Genomic DNA, 22069 nt, shown 5'->3' with positions numbered 1-22069 from the left:
AACGTGATCGAACTGCTCTGCGGGCTGTTCCTGCTGATCGCCGGTGCCGAACTGATGGTGCGCGCCGCCGTACGCCTGGCCGCGCGCCTGCATGTGCGGCCGCTGATCATCGGTCTGACCATCGTCGCCCTCGGCAGCAGCGCCCCGCAAATGGCGGTCAGTCTGCAAGCAACCCTGACGCACAACCCAGACATCGCGGTCGGCAGCGTGATCGGCAGCAGCATTTTCAACATCCTCGTGACCCTCGGCCTGTCCGCGTTGATCATTCCGCTGCGGGTCTCTCGGCAACTGGTGCGTCTCGATATCCCGCTGATGATCGGCGCCAGCCTGCTGGTGTTCGTGCTGGCCTGGAACGAAGAGATCGGCCGTTTCGACGGCCTCCTGCTGCTGGCGGCCCTGGGGCTTTATCTCGGCTTGCTGCTGCGCCAGTCGCGCCACTCTGCCCGGCCACATTCGGATCATCCTCAGACTCAGCCCGCCCCCTGGTTCACCAGCCTGCTGATGATCGTCGCCGGGCTGGCCATGCTGGTGTTCGCCGGGCATTTGCTACTGGGTGCCGCTGTCGCAGTGGCCACCGATCTCGGGTTCTCCGAACGGGTGATCGGCCTGACCGTGGTCGCGGTCGGCACTTCACTGCCGGAACTCGCCACTTCCTTGATCGCCGCATTGCGCGGTCAGCGGGACATTGCCGTGGGCAACGTGATCGGTGCCAACCTGTTCAACCTGCTCGGGGTCCTGGGCATCACGGCGCTGATTGCACCGACGCCACTGTCGGTGTCGCCCAACGCGCTGGATTTCGACCTGCCGGTGATGCTCGGCGTCGCTACGCTGTGCCTGCCGGTGTTCTACTCCGGCTACCGCGTGACCCGGGCCGAAGGCTTGTTGCTGCTCGGCTTGTACCTGGCGTATGGGCTGCACGTGGTTTCGTTCACCACCGGCATGCCGCTGGCCGGCAAGCTCGAACGGTTGATGCTGTTTTATGTCCTGCCGGCGCTGCTGACGTTTCTGTTTTTCACGTCGGTGCGTGCCTGGCGCCGCCAACACCACAAGAGGGATGTGCCATGACCGAATCGAAGAAATCCGGGGTCGAAATCCGCCGCCAGGTAATGGGCGATGCATTCGTCGACCGCGCCCTGGGTAACGCCACCGAATTCACTCAACCGCTGCAGGATTTCGTCAACGAACATGCCTGGGGCGGTGTGTGGAATCGCGAAGGTCTGCCGCTGAAAACCCGCAGCCTGATCACCCTCGCCGCGCTGACCGCGTTGAAGTGCCCGCAGGAATTGAAGGGCCACGTGCGCGGTGCGTTGAACAATGGCTGCACGGTCGATGAGATCCGCGAGGCGCTGCTGCATTGTGCGGTGTATGCCGGTGTACCGGCGGCGATCGATGCGTTTCGGGCGGCACAGGAAGTGATCGACACCTACCAGAAACCAGAGTAACAATCAGCCTCAGATCCACCCGCCCCACTGCAACAGAAAGATCCCGACGTTGGTGGTCACCGCCGCCATCAACGTGGTCAACACAATGATCGCCGCCGCCAGTTCATGATTGCCCTGGGCCGCCCGGGCCATGACAAAACTGGCGGCCGCCGTCGGGCTGCCGAAGTACAGAAACAGAATCCCCAGCTCCGCCCCGCGAAAGCCCCATAGCCAGGCACCCAGCGTGGCCAACACCGGCAGGCCGATCATCTTCACCAGACTGGAACTGAGCGCCATGCTCCCGCTCTTGCGCAGAGCCGCCAGCGACAGGGTGCCGCCGATGCAGATCAGCGCCAGTGGCAATGTGGTTTGCGCCAGATATTGGCCCGACGTCTCCAGCCAGCCCGGCAGACCGATCTTGAACCAGGCAAACGGCGCCGCCGCAATCACGCTGATGATCAGCGGATTGCTGAACACGCTTTTGCAGATGCTCCACGGATCGGACTTGATCACCGGGCTGTACACCGCCAGCACAATGGTCGACAGGGTGTTGTAGAACAGGATCACCAGCGCCGCGAGAATCGCCCCGAGGGAAATCCCGTAGTCGCCGTACATGCTCGCCGCCAGCGCCAGACCGATCACCCCGTTGTTGCCGCGAAACGCGCCTTGCGTGTAGATGCCGCGATCTTCACGGGGGCAGCGGAGAATCGCCCAGCCCCAGGCCAGGGCGAAACTGGCCAGGGTGGCGACGGCGAAGTAGATCAGCAGCGCCGGTTGCAGCGCGGCGTGCAGGTCGGCATGGAGGATGCCGAGAAACAGCAGCGCCGGCATGCTGACGTTGAACACCAGCGACGACGCCGTGTGGATGAAGTTGTCGTTGATCCAGTCGATGCGCTTGAGCAGCACACCCAGAAACAACATGGCAAACACCGGCGCGGTGATGTTCAGGGTTTCGAGGAAGATTGCCAGCATGCCGGGGAGCCTTGGAGGTGAGCGTCGTCAGGGGGCTAATGATAAGCCACTTTCACCCCGATCGTTCCCACGCAGCGCGTGGGAACGAGCAACCATCAAGTAATCGGCGCCGGATTGAACAACGTAATGTCGTTATGCAGTTTGTGCTTTTCAGCCCACGTCTGCTGCTTGCCGCTCGCCACATCCAGATAGTAGTGGAACAACTCCCAACCCAGCTCCTCGATGGTCGCACGCCCGGTGGCAATACGCCCGGCATCGATGTCGATCAGGTCCGGCCAGCGCTGCGCCAGTTCGGTCCGGGTCGACACCTTCACCACCGGCGCCATGGCCAGACCATAAGGCGTGCCGCGTCCGGTGGTGAACACATGCAGGTTCATCCCCGCCGCCAGTTGCAAAGTACCGCAGACAAAATCACTCGCGGGCGTCGCACAGAAAATCAAACCCTTCTGCTTGAAGCGTTCCCCCGGGCCGAGCACGCCGCTGATCGCGCTGCTGCCGGATTTGACGATCGAGCCCAGCGACTTCTCGACAATGTTCGACAACCCGCCCTTCTTGTTGCCCGGCGTGGTGTTGGCGCTGCGATCCGCCTCGCCCTTGGCCAGGTAACGGTCGTACCAGTCCATCTCGCGCACCAGTTCTTCGGCAACGGTTTTGCTCTGGGCCCGGGAGGTCAGCAGGTAAATCGCATCGCGCACTTCGGTGACTTCGGAAAACATCACCGTCGCCCCCGCCCGCAATAGCAAGTCCGAGGCATAACCCAGCGCCGGGTTGGCGGTGATCCCGGAAAACGCATCGCTGCCGCCACACTGCATGCCGAGGATCAGCTCGGACGCCGGCACGGTTTCCCGGCGGCGCTGGTCAAGTTTCTTCAGGCGGGTTTCGGCCAGCTCCATGATCTGCTCGATCATCTCGGTGAAACCGTGACTGGAGTCTTGCAAGCGATACAGCCACGGCTCGCTCAGATCCACCGACGCATCGTCCTCGTGCATCACCTGCCCGGCCTGCAATTTCTCGCAGCCGAGGCTGATCACCAACGCCTCGCCACCGAGGTTCGGGTTGCGCGCCAGATTGCGCACGGTGCGGATCGGGATGTAGGCGTCGGTGGCGGTGATGGCCACGCCGCAACCGTAACTATGGGTCAGCGCCACCACGTCATCGACATGTGGATACTTCGGCAACAGTTCATCCTTGATGCGTTTGACCGCGTGATCCAGCACCCCGGTGACGCACTGCACGGTGGTGGTGATCCCGAGGATGTTGCGCGTGCCGACGGTGCCGTCGGCATTGCGATAACCCTCGAAGGTGTAACCCTCCAGCGGCGCCTGGGCGGCCGGCACGTCGGTGGACAGCGGCAGGCTGTCCAGCGGTGGCGCGGTCGGCATGCGCAGTTGATCTTCCTTGACCCAACTGCCACGGGGAATCGGTTGCAACGCATAACCGATAATCTGGCCGTAGCGAATCACCGTGCCGCCCTCGGGGATATCCACGAGGCTGACCTTGTGGCTCTGCGGCACAAAATCCACCGTCACCAGGCCATCGGCGAACGCGGTGCCGGCCGGAACGCCCTGGTCATTGACCACGACCACTACGTTGTCCCGCTCGTGCAGGCGGATGTAGCGCGGCGAGTCGGAATGTTCAATCAACTGCATGGCGCCGCTCCTCAGGAATGCGCTTGAGACAATTTACCGGTGGCTTCGGAACCACCATTGGTTGGCGGCTCTTTCAGTACCACACGTTTGATCGGGCCGACGATCACCAGGTAGCTGAACACCGCCACCAGTGCGTTGGCGCCGACGAACACCAGCGCCCACTTGAACGAACCGGTGGAGCTGATGATGTAGCCGATGACGATCGGCGTGGTGATCGACGCGATGTTGCCGAAAGTGTTGAACAGGCCACCGCTCAGACCGGCGATCTGTTTCGGCGAGGTGTCGGAGACCACCGCCCAGCCCAGTGCGCCCACGCCTTTGCCGAAGAAGGCCAGGGCCATGAAGCCGACCACCATCCATTCCACTTCAACATAGTTGCACGCGACGATGCTGCTGGAGACCAGCAGGCCGGCAATGATCGGCGCCTTGCGGGCGAAGGTCAGCGAGTGGCCCTTGCGCAGCAGGTAATCGGAAATCACCCCGCCGAGAACGCCGCCGATAAAACCGCAGATCGCCGGCAACGAGGCGATGAAACCCGCCTTGAGGATGGTCATGCCGCGCTCCTGCACCAGGTACACCGGGAACCAGGTCAGGAAGAAATAGGTGATGCCGTTGATGCAGTACTGGCCCAGATAAACGCCGAGCATCATGCGATTGGTCAGCAACTGGCGGATGTAATCCCATTTCGGGCCGTCAGCCTTTTTGCCTTGTTTCTGGTCCATGTCGACCATGCCGCCGTTGTCGGCGATGAACTTCACTTCCGCTTCGTTGGCCATCGGGTGCTGGCGCGGGCTGTGGATAACCTTCAGCCAGATCAGCGAGAACAGAATGCCGAACACGCCCATGACAATGAATACGTGTTCCCAGCCGAAGGCATAGACGATCCAGCCCATCAGCGGCGCGAACAGCACGGTGGCGAAGTACTGCGCCGAGTTGAAGATCGCCGAAGCCGTACCGCGTTCAGCGGTCGGGAACCAGGCCGCGACGATGCGTGCGTTGCCGGGGAACGATGGCGCCTCGGCCAGGCCCACGAGGAAGCGCAGCATGAACAGCGCCACGATAGCCGTGGACATGCCGAACTCACCGACAAAGCCTTGCAGCACGGTGAACAGCGACCAGGTGAAAATGCTCAGGGCATAGACTTTTTTCGAGCCGAAGCGATCGAGCAGCCAGCCGCCGGGGATTTGCCCGGCCACGTAGGCCCAACCGAATGCAGAGAAGATATAGCCGAGGGTGACCGCGTCGATGCCGAGGTCTTTTTGCAAACTGGAACCGGCGATCGCGATGGTGGCGCGGTCGGCGTAGTTGATCGTGGTCACCAGGAACAGCATGAGCAGAATCAAATAGCGGACGTGAGTCGGCTTGGACGATTGCATGTAGATGTACTCCCACTGATTATTTTTATGCGGGTAAAACATTCTTTGGTCTTGTGCCGCGCAGGGCCTTGGCAATAACCCTGCGCGGGTGCAGCGACTTACGAACCGATGTAGGCGGTTTTCACCACGGTGTAGAACTCTTGCGCATAACGGCCTTGCTCACGTGAGCCATAGGATGAACCCTTACGGCCCCCGAACGGAACGTGGTAATCGACGCCGGCGGTCGGCAGGTTGACCATCACCATCCCGGCCTGGGAATGACGCTTGAAGTGGTTGGCGTACTTCAGCGACGTCGTGGCGATGCCCGCCGACAGACCGAATTCGGTGTCGTTGGCCATGACCAGTGCAGCCTCGTAATCCGCCACGCGGACGATGTTGGCCACCGGGCCGAAGATCTCTTCGCGGCTGATGCGCATCGACGCTTCGCTGTCGGCAAACAGGGTCGGCGCGAGGAAATAACCCTCGGTATCGCAGGTCACCAGACCACCACCGCTGACCACGCGCGCGCCTTCGGACTGGCCGATGTCGATGTATTTCAGGTCCTGTTCAAGCTGCGCTTGCGAGACCACCGGACCGATGTCGGTGCCGGCCTTCAGCGCGTGACCGACCTTGATCGACTTCATGCGCTCGGCCATGGCTTCGACGAACTTGTCGTGTATCCCGGCAGTAACGATCAGTCGGCTCGACGCGGTGCAACGCTGGCCGGTGGAGTAGAACGCGCTCTGCACCGACAGCTCCACCGCCTGCTTGAGGTCGGCGTCGTCGAGAATGATCTGCGGGTTCTTGCCGCCCATCTCCAGTTGCACCTTGGCCTGGCGCGACACGCAATTGACCGCGATCTGACGACCCACACCAACAGAGCCGGTGAAGCTGATGCCGTCGACTTTCGGGCTGTTGACCAGCGCTTCACCGACCACACGACCGCTGCCCATCACCAGGTTGAAAACGCCGGCCGGGAAGCCTGCGCGGGAGATGATTTCGGCCAGTGCCCAGGCGCACCCCGGCACCAGATCCGCCGGCTTCAACACCACGCAGTTGCCGTAGGCCAGGGCCGGGGCGATTTTCCACGACGGGATGGCAATCGGGAAATTCCACGGGGTGATCAGGCCGACCACGCCGAGGGCTTCGCGGGTGACTTCAACATTGACGCCCGGACGCACCGACGGCACATAGTCGCCGGACAGACGCAGGCACTCGCCCGCGAAGAACTTGAAGATGTTGCCGGCGCGGGTCACTTCGCCGATGGCTTCCGGCAGGGTCTTGCCCTCTTCCCGGGCCAGCAGGGTGCCGAGTTCTTCGCGACGGGCGAGGATCTCGGTGCCGACCTTGTCCAGCGAGTCGTGGCGAGCCTGAATACCCGAGGTCGACCACGCCGGGAACGCGGCGCGAGCGGCGTCGATGGCGGCGTTGACCTGAGCCAGATCAGCCTTGGCGTAGTCGCCGATGGTGTCGCTCAGCTCGGACGGGTTGATGTTGACCGAGTAATCGTTGCCGGCGACCCATTCACCGTTGATGTAGTTGTCATAGCGCTTGGTCACGAATCATTCTCCTGACGCAAAAGGCCGCTGATTGCTCAGCGGCCTTGTTTATAGGGTTGTGTTACTGCGCACCTTGCTTGTCGATCAGCGCGGCGAGCATTTCGTACTCTTCGCGGGTCAGGTCGGTCAGCGGCGCCCGCACCGGGCCTGCGTCATAGCCGGCGATCTTGGCGCCTGCCTTGACGATGCTCACGGCGTAACCGGCCTTGCGGTTGCGGATGTCCAGGTACGGCAGGAAGAAGTCGTCGATGATCTTGCCGACAGTGGCGTGATCTTCGCGGGCAATGGCGTGGTAGAAGTCCATCGCGGTTTTCGGGATGAAGTTGAACACCGCCGACGAGTAGACCGGCACACCCAGGGCCTTGTAGGCAGCGGCATAGACTTCAGCGGTCGGCAGACCACCGAGGTAGCTGAAGCGATCGCCGAGGCGACGGCGGATCGACACCATCAGTTCGATATCGCCCAGACCGTCCTTGTAACCGATCAGGTTCGGGCAGCGTTCGGCCAGACGTTCCAGCAGCGGCGCGGTCAGGCGGCAGACGTTGCGGTTGTAGACCACGACACCGATGTTCACCGATTTGCACACCGCCTCAACGTGGGCGGCGACGCCGTCCTGGCTGGCTTCGGTCAGGTAGTGCGGCAGCAGCAACAGACCTTTGGCGCCCAGACGCTCGGCTTCCTGAGCGTATTCGATGGCCTGGCGGGTCGAACCGCCGACACCGGCGAGGATCGGCACGCTGCTGGCGCAGGTATCGACCGCAGTCTTGATGATTTCCGAATATTCGCTGGCCGCCAGGGAGAAGAATTCACCGGTGCCACCGGCGGCGAACAGGGCCGAAGCACCGTACGGGGCCAGCCATTCCAGGCGTTTGATGTAGCCCGCGCGGTTGAAATCGCCCTGGGCATTGAAATCGGTGACCGGGAAAGACAACAGGCCGGCGGAGAGGATGGACTTCAGTTCTTGTGGATTCATTATTCGAACACCCTGGTAGCAACGTTTTTTGTGAGTGGACCGTTCAGCCTTCGCCGAAGTTGTAGGTCATCGTACAACTTAAAAGATAACCGTCAACTGCATTTCATCGCTGGAGGGCATTTTTTGTCGGACAAGATTTCTTTTTGACGTAGGAGATTTCTCGACTAGGCTCGATTTTACTGTATATGCATACATCTAAATAAGAACCCACCGACGACATATCAAGGAGAAAGAAATGTCCGGTCTACAACCCAAATGCCTTGAACAACCCACACCGGTCATCGCCCGTTTCGATGATCTTTTTACCCCCGGCGGCATTGCCTTCAGTGCTGAAAATCCGCATCTGGTGTTGCACATTGCCGACTCGCACAGCGATGTCGAACCCGTCCCTGCCCTGTCCGGCAAAGCCATGAAAGTCAAACCGCCGCTGCGCTTCGAAGGCGCGGAACACACGGCGATTGGCGATAACACCCGGCTGCGCTTCGTTGAAAACGCCGAGCCGGTGCTCGCGCAAAACGTGCCCTTGCACCTGCCGAATGGACTGGCGCTGACCTATGGCCAGGTGCTCGCGCTGGGTGGCGATTTCTATGGAATCGCCGACCGGCCAATCAACGAAGGTGCGACTCCGGCGGATCGCCTTCAGCGCTTTTCAGCGGCGTTTGACACCCTCGCCGTCCTGCCGGTGTCAAAGGCCGAAGCGCCGCAAATTCTGGCGATCATGCAAAAAGAGATCGACGCCGTTAAACAGGCGATCAAGGACGGCAAGCCACCCCACGAAGCCTATGACGCGCTGGGAGATACGTTGTCGGAAGAGTGGAACAAAATCACCGGCGGCGGCAGTTTCGTCTCGGCGCTGTTCCCCCTCGGTCGCTACCTGAAACTGGCGGCGAACAATGCCGATCATTTCGGCGAATGGGCCCGTCAGGCCTACATCGCCGGGCACACCGCCGCCCTGCAAACCGCCGCAGCCGCCCACGCCAGTCAGGACGAGCTGCAACTGGAACGAGCCTACGCCATGAACGCGTTCACCGACCATTACCTCACCGACCTGTTCTCCTCCGGGCATTTGCGGGTGCCACGCAAGGCCATGGCCGCCGTCGTAACGCCGAGCGATCTGGGCTCGCTGATCACTCGCTTCATGCATGACGAAGACAGCAAGTTCGGCCTCAAGGTGCGCAACGGACATGGCGAGCAATGGCGTGCGTTCGGCGACAAACGCTACTTCGAGGCAGCCGACACCGACAATCGCAATCAGGTGAATCTGGCGGTGCAGGATTCGGCGGACGAGGTGTATGCCGCTTATTCAAGCGGCAACGTGCCGACCACCTTCAACGCGCTGCAACGGCTGCCGGATCTGACTGCCGTGATGAACCTGGCCAACAACTTTTCGCCACTGTTCCGCCTTCAAGGCAACAAAGTCCTGCGGCGCAAGGACGTGAACAACCTCAACGACACCGCCACCGTCGACGACTGGTGGGGCTGGAGCACTTACCTGCTGCTCAAGGACTATCACCCGACCGGCAACACGAATTAAGGAGCGATTCGATGAGCATCAAATTGAAAGTGGAACTGGCCTCGGGCCAATCGTTGAAAGGTGCGCCGCTGCAATTGCTGCGCGACGGCCTGGCCATCGCCCGGGCGTCGGTGGACGCCCAGGGGCACGCAACATTCGACGTCAGGCCAGGCCCGGGCAAACTGGCGGTCAGGGTCGATCGTTCGATTCTGCCCCGCAGCTGAAATGCCCGGACAAGATTGCCCCGGCGCGCCTTACCAATTCGCCGGGTAAAGTGCGACAACTGCCGCGAAGGATCGCGGCAGATCTTTCAAGGAGAACGAAGCATGACGTTTGCCGCTGCACACCTTCCGCAATTTCCCGATCACGCCAGCGACTCGATCATCCTGAGGTTGTCGAACCTGGATGATGACCTGATCGTCCGCGTTCCCGATGGCCAGAACACCCCGCCGAACTGGGACGTGTACCCGATCCTCGGCGACGACCCGGAAGAGCCTGAATGGCAGGGCTTGTCGGAGCCGACCGGCGTCTGGGATGACGCACTGGATGACATGGTCGGGCTGACGGGAATCGAGCTGAGCATCCCCAGATTCGAGCTGGAAAAGTACCTGAACAGCACCGTCGAACTGCGCTACAAGTTTGCCGACGAGTCCAGTCTGGAACCTTGTTCGGAGCCACTAAGACTCTACGTCGAAGCCTGATTCCTCAACCCTGTGCCTGCGCCTCTTCATGGGCCTGACGCAGCCGTTCGCGGCTGTTGGTCAGGTGCAGGCGCATGGCCGCGCGGGCGGCATCGGCATCCTGGCGGGCGATGGCCTCGTAGATTTCCTCGTGCTCGCGGCTCAGGCGATTCATGTAGTGCTGCTGATCGTCATGGGCCAGACGCGCCGAGTTCAGCCGCGTACGTGGAATGATGCTGGTGCCCAGGTGGGTCATGATGTCGGTGAAGTAACGGTTGCCGGTGGACAGCGCGATTTGCAGGTGGAACTGGAAATCCGATGCCACCGCATCGCTGGCATGGGCCACGCTTTCATTCAGCGCATCGAGGGCGGCGCGCATGGCGGCCAGTTGTTCTGTGCTGCGGCGTTGTGCGGCGAGGCCGGCGGATTCGACTTCGAGGCTGATACGGAACTCGAGAATCGCCAGCACATCACGCAAGGTGACCACGGTGGCCGGGTCGATCCGGAAACCGCTCGGGCTCGGCGTATCGAGGACGAAGGTGCCGATGCCGTGGCGGGTTTCGACCTGCCCCGCAGCCTGCAGCCGGGAAATCGCCTCGCGCACCACGGTGCGGCTGACGCCATGGGCTTCCATGATCGCCGACTCGGTGGGCAACTTGTCGCCACGCTTGAGCAGACCGTCGCGGATCTGCTCGGTCAGCACCGTCACCAGTTCCTGTGCCAGGCTGCGGCGCTTGCGAGGGAGGCGCGGGGTGTCGATCGGGGTTTCCATGGTCTGCGTTTGTCTCGAAAATTCGGTAAGAGGGGCATCATAGCCCAAGGGAGTTGTACGATCACCGTCCTCTGTGGGAGCAGGCTCCCACAGATTCGGTACACATCAGGCCGTGACGGTCTGCTCGACCAGATGCCCACTGTCGATCCGCACATGCCGCGGATGGAAACGTTTGAGGCTGCTGCGATGGCCGACGCTGACGATGCTCAGGCCCGGCAACTGATCGATCAGGGCCTGATACAGCGTGGCCTCGTCTTCTTCGTCCATCGCCGACGTCGCTTCGTCCATGTACAGCCAGTGCGGTGCGTAGAGCAGCGCACGGGCGAAGGCCAGACGTTGCTGCTCACCCGGCGAGAGCATGCGCTGCCAGTGATTGGCTTCATCCAGCCGCGCCGCCAGATGCGGCAGACGGCAGGTTTCCAGCACTTGTGCATAACGTTCAGGCGCGTAGGTGTCGCCCGGTTGTGGATAACTCAAGGCGTCGCGCAGGGTGCCGATCGGCAGATACGGTTTCTGTGGCAGGAACAGATAACGGGCGGACGGCAAGCGGATACTGCCGTGACCCGACGGCCACAGATGCCCCATCGCCCGGAACAGCGTGGACTTGCCGCTACCGGAGCGGCCACTGAGCATCACCCGATCGCCCGGTTCTACGGTCATCGTGGCACTGGTCAGCAGATGACGACCATCGGCCAGATCGAGCCCGAGGTTGTGTACCTTCAATTCGCCGCCCTGATTCTGCACGTCGATGGCCGGTGCACGTTCTTCGTTGCTGGTCATGGCCTGATGGAAGCTCAGCAGACGATCGCACGTGGCGCGCCAGGAAGCGAGGTTCTGGTAAGCACTGATGAACCAGCTGAAACTCTCCTGAACGTTGCCGAATGCCGAGCTGATCTGCATGAGTTCACCGAGCTCGATCTTGCCGGCGAGGTAACGCGGCGAGGCGACGATGAATGGGAAAATGATCGCGGCCTGGCTGTAACCGGCCGTGAAAAACGTCAGGCGCTTGGAGACTTTCATGATGTCCCAGAAATTGTGCCAGACATTCGCAAAGCGACCACTCAAGCGACGATTTTCGTTCGGTTCGCCGTTGTACAGAGCAATGCTTTCGGCATTTTCCCGAATCCGCACCATGGAAAAACGCAGATCTGCTTCGAAGCGTTGTTGTTGGTTATTCAGACCGATCAATCGTCGACCGATTAAGTGCGTCAACCAGCTACCGACCACTGCATAAACCAGAACGCACCAGAACATGTAGCCAGGAATAGTGATGCCATAAACTTCAATACTGCCCGACACGCCCCACAAAATAATCGAAAACGACACCAGGCTGACGATATTGCGCAGCAGCCCGATACCCAGCTCAAGGGTATTGGAGGTGAAATTGTTGAGGTCTTCGGAAATCCGCTGGTCCGGGTTATCGGTGTAACCACCCTGCTCCAGCTGGTAGTAATTCTTGTCGGCGAGCCAACGGGAAAAATGCTTTTCAGTAAGCCAGGCCCGCCAGCGGATCGTCAGCATCTGAGTCAGGTAGAGCCGATACACCGCACCGACAATCGCGACTGCAGCAATCGCGCAGAAGTACAGGATCAGATGCCAGAACGCCGCTTCATCTTTCTTTTGCAGCGCATTGTAGAAGTCCTTGTACCAAGTGTTGAACCACACCGAGATGCCCACGCTGAGCAGCGAGAGTGCAATCACGGCAATCAGCAACGTCCAGGCCTTGCCCTTCTCTTCGCTGCGCCAGTAAGGCGTGGTCATGGCCCACACCTTGCGAAAAAACTGCCCGCGCACAGCATCGTTGACCGCGGAATATTCAGCGTTCTGATTCATGGAAAAGGCTCAATAAAGAAAAGAACAGACACGCACCGATCATAGTTGATCGGTGCGCTTTATCGCGAGGGCTGGCGATGGCCGTTCAGCGCAGGTTCAGCGACGAACCGGGCGCTTCTGCAGCTTGCGCTGCAAGGTACGGCGGTGCATGCCCAGGGCGCGGGCAGTGGCGGAGATGTTGCCTTCGTGCTCAGTCAGCACGCGCTGGATGTGTTCCCACTGCAGACGGTCCACCGACATCGGGTTTTCCGGCACCAGGCTGTCGAGGTCGGCGTGTTCGGACAGCAGCGCCGCCAGCACGTCGTCGGCGTCCGCCGGTTTGCACAGGTAATTGCAGGCGCCGCGCTTGATTGCTTCGACAGCGGTGGCGATGCTCGAGTAACCGGTGAGGATCACCACGCGCATTTCCGGGTCCAGCTCCAGCAGCTTCGGCAGCAGGACCAGGCCGGAGTCGCCGTCCATTTTCAGGTCCAGCGCGGCGTAGTCCGGCAGATCGGCCTGGGCGATGGTCAGGCCTTCCTCGGCGGAACCGGCGGTGCTGACGCGGAAACCACGGCGAGCCATGGCACGAGCCATCACCCGGGTAAAGGTCGCGTCGTCATCGACCAGCAGCAAATGCGGCAGTTCTTCGCCTTCGACTTGGATTTCGTCACTCATGTTGCTCTCCTCGGGCGCCGTGGGGCAGGCGCAGCTCGGTGAGCGTGCCGCCTTCCTCATGACTATAGAGTTTCACTGAGCCGCCGGCGCGTGTCACGCTGGCCTTGCTCAAAAACAGGCCCAGGCCGAAACCTTTGCCCTTGGTGGTAAAAAACGGTTTGCCGATCTGCTCGGCGATGGCCAGCGGCACACCGGCGCCATGATCGCGGATGCTGATGGTCAGGTCTTCGGCGGTCCAGTCCAGGGTCACCTGAAGATTTTCCGGGCAGGCGTCGGCGGCGTTGTTCAGCAGATTCAACAAGGCCTGGGTCAGATCCGGCGGCGGTGCCACGCGCGGCAACGTACCCTGGCCCAGACGCTGGAAGCGGTAACTGGCTTCGGGGCGCATCAGGTGCCAGCGGTTGAGCGCCTCGTCGAGCCACTCGGTGACGTCCTGCATCTCCACCGCCATCCGGCGATTGGCCTCGGCGGCGCGCACCAGTTGTTGCAGGGTCTCCTTGCAGAGCTTGACCTGATCCTTCAACACTTTCAGGTCTTCCTGAAGCATCGGGTCGTGATGATCCTGCTGCATTTCGTTAAGCAACACGCTCATGGTCGCCAGCGGCGTACCCAGCTCATGAGCGGCACCGGCGGCCTGAGTCGCCACCGCCAGCAACTGCTGGTCGCGCAGGCCTTCTTCACGGCGGATCGCGCGCAACTCTTCCTGGCGGCGCAGCTCTTCGGCCATGCGCGCGGCGAAGAAAGTGATCACCGCTGCCGCCAGCGCGAAACTCAGCCACATGCCGTAGATCTGCAGGTTCTCCCGGGCCACCGGCAGGGTTTCCAGCGGATAGAAATGCGTCAGCATCAGGGTGTACAAGGCCAGCGCAATACCGGACAGCACCACCGAATAACGCCACGGCAGTGTCACCGCAGCGATGGTCAGCGGCACCAGATAATACGAAACGAACGGGTTGGTCGACCCGCCGGAGAAATACAGCAAGGCACTGTGGATAACCAGATCGCAGGCCAGTTGCAGCGCGTATTCGAGCTCGGTGACCGGCCACGAAGTGCGCAGGCGCACGGCGGTGAACACACACAGCAGAATCGAACAGCCGAGGGTCATCACCAGTTGCACCCACGGCAACGGCAACAGCTCCAGCCAGTAGGCCAGGCCCACGGAACCGGCCTGCGCGGCCAGCACCAGGGTGCGGATGAAAGTCAGCCGCCAGAGATTCTGGCGAGTGGCGGAAGTCAGTTGTACGGGGGCGAGCATGAGCTCTCCTGATGAGCGCTCCAGGCGGATCGCACGGAGTATAACCAAGGCGCGGGCTTGAGAGGCGAAAGTGCGGCAAACGACCACATGGCAAAAAGCGTCGCGGCGGCTATAAGGCCCATCTGTATAGAAGTTGTAACTGGGCGAACCGGATCATAAAAGCTAGAGTCTGATGGTTTCACGCAGGCCCCCGAACCATCACCTGCGCCCTCATCAAGGAGCTTTCATGCACACATTTCGCCGCAGCGCCGCCCTTCTCGCCCTGACCGTCGGCAGCGTCGCCAGCCTTCCGGCCCTGGCCGCCGATGAGCTGCACTACAACCAGATTTCCCTGCGCGCCGAAGTCAGCCAGGAAGTGGCCCGCGACCTGATGATCGTGACCCTCTACACCGAAGAACAGAACACCGACCCGGCCAAACTCGCCGCCGACGTCAGCACCACCATGAACAAGGCGCTCGCCCAGGCCAAGCAGGTCAAAGACATCACCCTGCGCCAAGGCAGCCGCAACAGCTACCCGATCTACGACACCAAGGGCCAGAAAATCACCGGCTGGCGCGAACGCGCCGAACTGCGCCTGGAGAGCACCGACTTCGCCGCCCTGTCCAAACTCACCGGCGAACTGCTGACCGACCTGAAAATGGGCGGCATGGACTTCGCCATCGCCGACCCGACCCGCAAGGCCAGCGAAGACAAACTGCTGAAAGAAGCCGTCACCGCCTTCAAGGCCCGCGCCCAACTGGCCACCGACGCCCTGGGCGGCAAGGGCTACAAAATCGTCAACCTGAACCTCAACAGCAACGGCTACCCACAACCGTACATGCGCGCCCCGATGATGATGAAAGCGGCCGCCGGCATGGACGCTGCGCCGGTCACGCCTGAAGTCGAAGCGGGCACCAGCCAGGTCAGCCTGACCGCCGACGGCTCGATCGAAGTGTTGATGCAGTGATTGAGTAACGGCTGAATGAAGAACCGGCGATCAGTGATGATCGCCGGTTTTTTTGTGCCCGGGATTCAGATACTCAGGCTCGCGGATCAACCCGATCCAGCGCCCGGTTCACCGCAAGCTCGGCCAGCATGATGATCTGCTGGATGCCGAGCGCCGTACTGCGCTGCGAACCGCTGAGTTCACTGGCGAAATTGCTGGCGATGGTACTGGCCGACGCCAGGGACTCGCAGGCGTTGGCCAGCAGGCTTTCGGTGTCGACGTTGGGCGTGACCATATACATCGTGCTCGGGCGCGGTCTGGAAAGGTTGGGGCACAGGTAATAGTCGAGGGCGCGCTTGATGGCTTCGCGGTTGCGGGCGAGGTCTTCGGCGCGCATGGCTTCTTCGAGGGGGGTGGAAGTTTCGAGAGGTGGATCGGGTACTGGCTTGTTCATGGAGCATTTCCTTATGAATGTGCGCCACTCATTTCCGATCTCACTCGCGAAATGAGGTGGCAACTATGTACGGAGTGAGATTACCGGTAAGGAAACCAACCCGGCCGGACCGAAGTCCGCCCGTACATAGCCGCCATAAAGAACTGCCGACAGCATGAACTGGCGGCGATTATGGGGCGGCTTGCGCTGGTTTCCAAATTCAGTAACCGGGAATCTCACTTCCCGATCGCAGAATCTTCTGCGACAACCAAAGACTAGGGACCGTGCTTCCGACGGACAACCTGAAAACATTGTGGGAATGTTCGGCGAATCCCACACATCTTTAAACATTCGAAAATGGAACGCGGAGCGTCCCGGGCGGTATTCCCACGCGGAGCGTGGGAACGATCAATCCCCACAAGATCTGGTCGGCTGTCAGGCCGCCATCGCCAGCAGGCTGGCTCCCACAGGAAAGCAGCTCGCTTTCCGCTTCCCACCACTCAACACGATGAGCGTTAGCTCGAGTACCGCTTTTGATCTTCGGGCGACGTCGGCAGGCTGAGTGGAGGGATTTATCCGGGGGTGGGAGCGCAGCGACCGTTTGGCGAAGCCAAACACATCGAGAGGAGGTGCAGCGAAGCAAACCGTAGGCGATGCCCCCCGGATGAATCCCGGAGCGAAGGAACCCCGAGCCTCAGCGAGCGGGCCGAACGTAGGAGCAAGACCTTTTGGTTACTTTTGGGGCGTTTGCCAAAAGTGACCCGCCGTAAGGGCCATCCCTTTCAAGGTCTTTGGTTAAAATGCCCCAAAAATTCAGTCAGGACGACGAAGCGATGTGGGCAGAGGTTTTAGCGAGGTTCGAGAAAAAAGCACCTGCCAGCGTTATGGCCAAATTGGCACTGGAGCACGCTATTGCCCCTGAGTGGGTTGATCAGGTCTTCGAAGAACATCGGCAACGGCAGTATTCTCGTGAGCTGTTGTTCTCGACCATTATCAAGCTGATGTCCCTTGTTTCATTGGGCTTGAAGCCTTCCCTGCACGCCGCCGCGCGGCAACTGGAAGATCTTCCTGTCAGTCTGGCGGCGCTCTACGACAAGATCAGTCGTACCGAGCCAGCTCTGTTGCGCGCACTGGTCACGGGCTGTGCGCAGCGCCTGGCTCCAACCATCAAGGAGTTGGGTTGCACGCAGATGCTGCCGGAGTGGCAGGTCCGGGTGGTAGACGGTAATCACTTGGCATCCACCGAGAAACGACTGGGGGCTTTACGCCACGAGCGTGGTGCCGCTCGACCCGGTTTCTCGGTGGTTGTCTACGACCCCGACCTGGACCAGGTCATCGACCTGCAGGCGTGCGAGGATGCCTACGCAAGCGAGCGTGTTTGCGTGTTGCCTCTCTTGGCCGATGCCGAGCCGGGCCAGGTGTGGCTGGCCGATCGACTCTATTGCACGCTCCCGGTCATGGAGGCTTGCGAGCAGGTCAAAACCTCCTTTGTCATTCGTCAACAAGCCAAGCATCCACGCCTGATTCAAGAGGGGCATTGGCAAGAACCAGTGCCTGTAAACACGGGCACTGTGCGTGAGCAGATTATTCAGGTCAGAGGCGGTTACCAGTGTCGGCGTGTTGAACTGACGCTTCACTCGCCAACGGACTCGGGTGACAGCAGCTTGATGTTCTGGAGCAACCTGCCTGAAAGCATCAGCGCACAGCAGATCGCGGAACTCTATCGCCGTCGCTGGAGCATAGAAGGCATGTTCCAGCGACTGGAAGCAATCCTGGAAAGCGAAATCGAAACCCTTGGTAGTCCAAAGGCTGCATTGCTCGGGTTCGCTACCGCGGTATTGGCCTACAACGTCCTGGCCGTACTCAAGCGAAGCGTCGAGCAAGCCCATCAGGATACTCAGCCTGACGGCTGGGAAGCCTCAACCTATCACTTGGCGGTTCAGGTCCGGAGTGGTTATGAAGGCCTGCAAATCGCGCTGCCCCTGGAATATTTTCCCGTCATACCTCTGGAAAAACTGGCCCAGCGCTTGTTGGAACTGGCCAGAAACATCCAACCCAAACAAGTTGCGAAAAGTCCACGGGGCCCCAAGGTGCCTAAACCCAAAACATGGGTGCAAGGCACTGCGGTGCATGCACATGTTTCAACGGACCGGGTAATCAAGGCCGCTAAAACGAAAAGACCTTGAAAGGGATGGCCGTAAGGGCGGAACCCTAAGTGGCCGTTACCGCAGCAACGGATATGTACCCCATCAGCCCAGATATACCGAGATAGACACCTAACCTAGAAAAACGATATTTCCGCGCCCACCAAAACCCCAGCTACCCTCCCCCGCCACAACCACCTCCAAACCCACGGGGCAGACATGCAAAGATTCACCCTGAAACCACTACTAATAACCCTAGCCCTGGCAACCATAACCCCAATCGCCAACGCAGCAACAACCCTGGTCTACTGCTCCGAAGCCAGCCCCGCAGGCTTCGACCCCAGCCAGTACACCAGCGGCACCGACTTCGACGCCTCCGCCGAAACCGTCTTCAACCGCCTCACCCAATTCAAACGCGGCGGCACCGAAGTCGAACCCGGTCTGGCCACAAGCTGGGACGTAACCCCGGACGGCCTCCAGTACACCTTCCACCTGCGCCAGAACGTAAAATTCCACACCACGGATGACTTCACCCCAACCCGCACCTTCAACGCCGACGACGTCCTGTTCACCTTCCAGCGCCTGCTCGACCCGGACAACGCCTTCCGCAAGGCCTACCCCGCCGAGTCCCCGTACTTCACCGACATGGACCTGAACACTACGATCAAGTCCGTGGAAAAACTCGACGAAAACACCGTGCGCTTCAACCTGAACAACGTCGATGCCGCGTTCGTGCAAAACCTCGCCATGAGCTTCGCCTCGGTGCAATCGGCCGAATACGCCGCGCAGTTGCTGAAGGAAGGCAAGGCAGCAGACATCAACCAGAAACCGGTCGGCACCGGCCCGTTCGTGTTCAAGCGTTACCAGAAGGACTCGCAGATCCGCTACGCGGCGAACAAGGACTACTGGAAACCCGAAGATGTGAAAATCGACAACCTTGTGTTCTCGATCACCCCGGATGCTGCCGTGCGTCTGCAGAAGCTCAAGACCGGCGAATGCCAGGTCAGCGGCTACCCGCGCCCGGCCGACATCGAAGTGATGGAAAAGGACCCCAACCTGCGCGTCTTGAAGCAGGCCGGTTTCAACCTCGGTTTCCTCGCCTACAACACCACTCACCCGCCGCTGGATCAGCTCAAAGTGCGCCAGGCACTCGATATGGCCATCGACAAACCGGCGATCATCAAAGCGGTTTACCAGAGTGCCGGGCAATTGGCGCAGAACGCCCTGCCACCCGCGCAATGGTCCTATGACCCGAATATCAAGGACGCACCCTATGACCCCGTGAAAGCCAAGGCGCTACTCAAGGAAGCCGGGGTTGCACCGGGTACAACCATCAACCTGTGGGCGATGACCGTGCAGCGGGCGTCCAACCCGAATGCGCGGATGTCGGCGCAGATGATCCAGCAGGATTGGGAGAAGATCGGGATCAAGGCCAACATCGTCAGCTATGAATGGGGCGAGTACATCAAGCGTGCCAAGAATGGTGAACACGACGCCATGATCTACGGCTGGACCGGTGACAACGGCGACCCGGACAACTGGCTGGGCGTGCTTTACAGCTGCGCGGCGGTGAAAGGCAGCAACTACGCCAAGTGGTGCGATCCGGCCTACGACAAGCTGGTGCAGCAGGCCAAGGTGTCCACGGATAAATCGCAACGGGTAAAACTGTATCAACAGGCGCAACTGATCCTTAAACAGCAGGTGCCGATCACGCCGATCGCCAACTCCACGGTGTTCCAGCCACTGCGCAAGGAAGTCACCGACTTCAGGATCAGCCCGTTCGGTCTAACCCCGTTCTATGGCGTGGGTATAAATAAGTAACACCCGGCCCCAAGGCGGCGCGCAAATCGTGACCAATGCACCGTTTTGGGGCTTCATTTGCACCGTAAAAACCGACCGCAAACGGTCAAATGCGTCAGAAGTTATACAGATGCGACATTAAGGTACGTTCGTGCCACCGTTTGATGCCGCCGGGCGCTCTGGATCTTGCATTGGGTATGGGCCCTGCATAAGTATCCGCAGGCACGACTCACGAGGTCGTACCTCACTATTAAAAAATGACAACAAATCATGAGGCCAACATGCTTAAACACGCGGTCATTCCGTTTTTAGTCGGCGCAGGCTTGTTAGCCTCCGCACCTTTCGCTTCCGCTGCGACTAACCTGGTGTTCTGCTCCGAAGGCAGCCCGGCCGGTTTCGACCCAGGCCAATACACCACCGGAACCGACTTCGACGCCTCAGCCGAAACCATGTTCAACCGTCTGACCCAGTTCGAGCGTGGCGGCACCGCCGTTGTTCCTGGGCTGGCGACCAGCTGGGACATTTCCCCGGACGGCCTGACCTACACCTTCCACCTGCGTGAAGGCGTGAAGTTCCACACCACCCCGTATTTCAAGCCGACTCGTGAGTTCAACGCCGACGACGTGCTGTTCACCTTCAATCGCATGATTAACAAGGATGACCCGTTCCGTAAGGCGTACCCGACCGAATTCCCGTACTTCACCGACATGGGGATGGATACCAACATCACCAAGATCGATAAAGTCGACGACCACACCGTCAAGTTCACGCTGAAAGAAGTCGACGCCGCGTTCATCCAGAACATGGCCATGAGCTTCGCGTCGGTTCAGTCCGCCGAGTACGCAGCCCAGCTGCTGAAGGAAGGCAAGGCGGCCGACATCAACCAGAAACCGATCGGCACTGGTCCGTTCGTGTTCAAGAGCTACCAGAAAGACTCCAACATCCGTTACACCGGCAACAAGGATTACTGGAAGCCTGAAGACGTGAAGATCGACAACCTGATCTTCGCCATCACCACCGACCCGTCGGTACGTATCCAGAAGCTGAAGAAGAACGAGTGCCAGGTCACTCTGTTCCCGCGTCCGGCCGACCTCGCTGCACTGAAAGCCGACCCTGCGCTGAAGATGCCTGACCAGGCCGGTTTCAACCTGGGCTACATCGCCTACAACGTGATGGACAAGGTCAAGGGCAGCAACGAAGCCAACCCGCTGGCCGACCTGCGCGTTCGCCAGGCGCTGGACATGGCCGTCAACAAGCCACAGATCATCGACTCGGTTTATCAGGGCGCAGGCCAGCTGGCCGTCAACGCCATGCCGCCGACCCAGTGGTCCTACGACACCACCATCAAGGACGCCAAATACGATCCTGAGAAAGCCAAGCAGCTGCTCAAGGAAGCCGGCGTCAAGGAAGGCACCGAGATCGTCCTGTGGGCGATGCCGGTTCAGCGTCCGTACAACCCGAACGCCAAACTGATGGCCGAAATGCTCCAGTCCGACTGGAAGAAGATCGGTCTGAACGTGAAGATCACCAGCTACGAGTGGGGCGAGTACATCAAGCGCTCCAAAGGTGGCGAGAACCAGGCCATGATCATTGGCTGGAGCGGTGACAATGGTGACCCGGACAACTGGCTCAACGTGTTGTTTGGTTGCGATTCGCTGAGCGGCAACAACTTCTCCAAATGGTGCGACAAGAAATTCGACGGCCTCGTGAAAGAAGCCAAGCGCACCACTGACCAGGCCAAGCGCACCGAACTCTACAAAGAGGCGCAACACGTCCTCAAAGATGCAGTCCCTATGACACCTATCGCTCACTCGACGGTGTATCAACCCATGCGCGCCAACGTGCAGGACTTCAAGATCAGCCCATTCGGCTTGAACTCCTTCTACGGCGTCAGCATCAAGTAAAAAACGCAGCGGCGACGTTTTCAGCGTCGCCGCTGCTTTTTTCTGCCGAATAGTCAGGAATTTGCCTACATCCTTTTCCACTTGGTCTGACCAGGTTGGTTTCGGACGTGTCGCCTTTTCCTACGAGTCTTTAGGACTCTGCGCATTTACTGCCAGACCTGCGGCCCCTACCGTCAGGTTCTGACCAGTGACTGCGTGGGCTATCGGTTTGCTGTTGGATTGAG

19 protein-coding genes are annotated in these 22069 nt (G+C 60.3%); 9 read left to right on the top strand and 10 right to left on the bottom strand.

Features of this window, described 5'->3' with window-relative positions:
* The first annotated feature begins 3 nt into the window (after positions 1-3).
* Both IF189_RS04430 and IF189_RS04425 read left to right on the top strand, forming a co-directional pair.
* Positions 4-1065 carry a calcium/sodium antiporter gene (locus IF189_RS04430; RefSeq protein ID WP_134825507.1) on the top strand — a complete coding sequence of 354 codons (1062 nt, stop codon included), beginning with the start codon at positions 4-6 and terminating at the stop codon, positions 1063-1065.
* Positions 1062-1442, top strand: coding sequence for a carboxymuconolactone decarboxylase family protein (locus IF189_RS04425; RefSeq protein WP_108226158.1), 381 nt, complete (start codon positions 1062-1064; stop codon positions 1440-1442). Before IF189_RS04430 ends, IF189_RS04425 begins: the two co-directional genes overlap by 4 nt.
* A 9-nt stretch (positions 1443-1451) precedes the next feature.
* On the opposite strand, the gene IF189_RS04420 is transcribed toward IF189_RS04425, so the two are convergent.
* The 5 genes from IF189_RS04420 to kdgD form a co-directional block, all read right to left on the bottom strand.
* Positions 1452-2393 carry an AEC family transporter gene (locus tag IF189_RS04420; protein ID WP_134825491.1) on the bottom strand — a complete coding sequence of 314 codons (942 nt, stop codon included), beginning with the start codon at positions 2391-2393 and terminating at the stop codon, positions 1452-1454.
* Positions 2394-2488: 95 nt separating this feature from the next.
* On the bottom strand, positions 2489-4042 hold the full coding sequence (gene garD, locus IF189_RS04415) for a galactarate dehydratase (protein ID WP_192552895.1): 1554 nt from the start codon (positions 4040-4042) through the stop codon (positions 2489-2491).
* Between the two features lie 11 nt (positions 4043-4053).
* Positions 4054-5418 (bottom strand): MFS transporter, encoded by a 1365-nt coding sequence (locus tag IF189_RS04410; protein WP_085711879.1) that lies wholly within the window; start codon positions 5416-5418, stop codon positions 4054-4056.
* A gap of 98 nt (positions 5419-5516) precedes the next feature.
* Positions 5517-6956, bottom strand: a complete 1440-nt coding sequence (locus tag IF189_RS04405) for an aldehyde dehydrogenase family protein (protein ID WP_134825489.1) — start codon at positions 6954-6956, stop codon at positions 5517-5519.
* A gap of 61 nt (positions 6957-7017) precedes the next feature.
* Positions 7018-7929 carry a 5-dehydro-4-deoxyglucarate dehydratase gene (kdgD, locus tag IF189_RS04400; RefSeq protein WP_007953624.1) on the bottom strand — a complete coding sequence of 304 codons (912 nt, stop codon included), beginning with the start codon at positions 7927-7929 and terminating at the stop codon, positions 7018-7020.
* Between the two features lie 235 nt (positions 7930-8164).
* Here kdgD and IF189_RS04395 point away from each other — a divergent pair, with 235 nt between their 5' ends.
* The 3 genes from IF189_RS04395 to IF189_RS04385 all read left to right on the top strand — a co-directional run bounded on the left by IF189_RS04395 (position 8165) and on the right by IF189_RS04385 (position 10143).
* Complete coding sequence (locus IF189_RS04395; protein ID WP_192552894.1) at positions 8165-9463, top strand: phospholipase; 1299 nt, start codon at positions 8165-8167, stop codon at positions 9461-9463.
* Positions 9464-9474: 11 nt separating this feature from the next.
* Positions 9475-9666, top strand: coding sequence for a hypothetical protein (locus IF189_RS04390; RefSeq protein ID WP_134825487.1), 192 nt, complete (start codon positions 9475-9477; stop codon positions 9664-9666).
* Positions 9667-9768: 102 nt separating this feature from the next.
* Positions 9769-10143 carry a hypothetical protein gene (locus tag IF189_RS04385; RefSeq protein ID WP_134825486.1) on the top strand — a complete coding sequence of 125 codons (375 nt, stop codon included), beginning with the start codon at positions 9769-9771 and terminating at the stop codon, positions 10141-10143.
* Between the two features lie 4 nt (positions 10144-10147).
* Here IF189_RS04385 and IF189_RS04380 read toward each other — a convergent pair whose 3' ends face one another.
* The 4 genes from IF189_RS04380 to IF189_RS04365 all read right to left on the bottom strand — a co-directional run bounded on the left by IF189_RS04380 (position 10148) and on the right by IF189_RS04365 (position 14639).
* Positions 10148-10894, bottom strand: coding sequence for a FadR/GntR family transcriptional regulator (locus IF189_RS04380; protein WP_134825485.1), 747 nt, complete (start codon positions 10892-10894; stop codon positions 10148-10150).
* Between the two features lie 105 nt (positions 10895-10999).
* Positions 11000-12727 (bottom strand): ABC transporter ATP-binding protein/permease, encoded by a 1728-nt coding sequence (locus tag IF189_RS04375; RefSeq protein WP_134825484.1) that lies wholly within the window; start codon positions 12725-12727, stop codon positions 11000-11002.
* Between the two features lie 96 nt (positions 12728-12823).
* Positions 12824-13384, bottom strand: a complete 561-nt coding sequence (locus IF189_RS04370; RefSeq protein ID WP_003221630.1) for a response regulator transcription factor — start codon at positions 13382-13384, stop codon at positions 12824-12826.
* A complete protein-coding gene (locus tag IF189_RS04365; protein WP_085711810.1) occupies positions 13377-14639 on the bottom strand; it encodes an ATP-binding protein in 1263 nt (420 codons plus the stop codon). Before IF189_RS04365 ends, IF189_RS04370 begins: the two co-directional genes overlap by 8 nt.
* Before the next feature lie 226 nt (positions 14640-14865).
* Here IF189_RS04365 and IF189_RS04360 point away from each other — a divergent pair, with 226 nt between their 5' ends.
* Complete coding sequence (locus IF189_RS04360) at positions 14866-15585, top strand: SIMPL domain-containing protein (RefSeq protein WP_114881410.1); 720 nt, start codon at positions 14866-14868, stop codon at positions 15583-15585.
* A gap of 73 nt (positions 15586-15658) precedes the next feature.
* Here the strand turns inward: IF189_RS04360 and IF189_RS04355 are convergent, their stop codons facing one another.
* Positions 15659-16018 (bottom strand): DUF6124 family protein, encoded by a 360-nt coding sequence (locus tag IF189_RS04355; RefSeq protein ID WP_192552893.1) that lies wholly within the window; start codon positions 16016-16018, stop codon positions 15659-15661.
* Positions 16019-16881: 863 nt separating this feature from the next.
* Between IF189_RS04355 and IF189_RS04350 the strand changes: the two genes are divergently transcribed.
* From IF189_RS04350 to IF189_RS04340, 3 genes are all read left to right on the top strand, one after another.
* Positions 16882-18183 (top strand): IS4 family transposase, encoded by a 1302-nt coding sequence (locus tag IF189_RS04350; protein WP_134828704.1) that lies wholly within the window; start codon positions 16882-16884, stop codon positions 18181-18183.
* Positions 18184-18360: 177 nt separating this feature from the next.
* Positions 18361-19962: an ABC transporter substrate-binding protein gene (locus tag IF189_RS04345; protein ID WP_192552892.1), complete on the top strand. Its 1602-nt coding sequence runs from the start codon at positions 18361-18363 to the stop codon at positions 19960-19962.
* Between the two features lie 260 nt (positions 19963-20222).
* Positions 20223-21845, top strand: coding sequence for an ABC transporter substrate-binding protein (locus IF189_RS04340; protein WP_085711814.1), 1623 nt, complete (start codon positions 20223-20225; stop codon positions 21843-21845).
* The last annotated feature ends 224 nt before the right edge of the window (positions 21846-22069 follow it).

Origin of the sequence: Pseudomonas sp. IzPS59, from assembly GCF_014863505.1 — a bacterium.
In the GTDB taxonomy this organism is placed as follows: Bacteria; Pseudomonadota; Gammaproteobacteria; order Pseudomonadales; family Pseudomonadaceae; genus Aquipseudomonas; species Aquipseudomonas kribbensis.
Note: the sequence above shows the minus strand (reverse complement) of the source record. Positions and strands in the feature narration are given on the sequence as shown.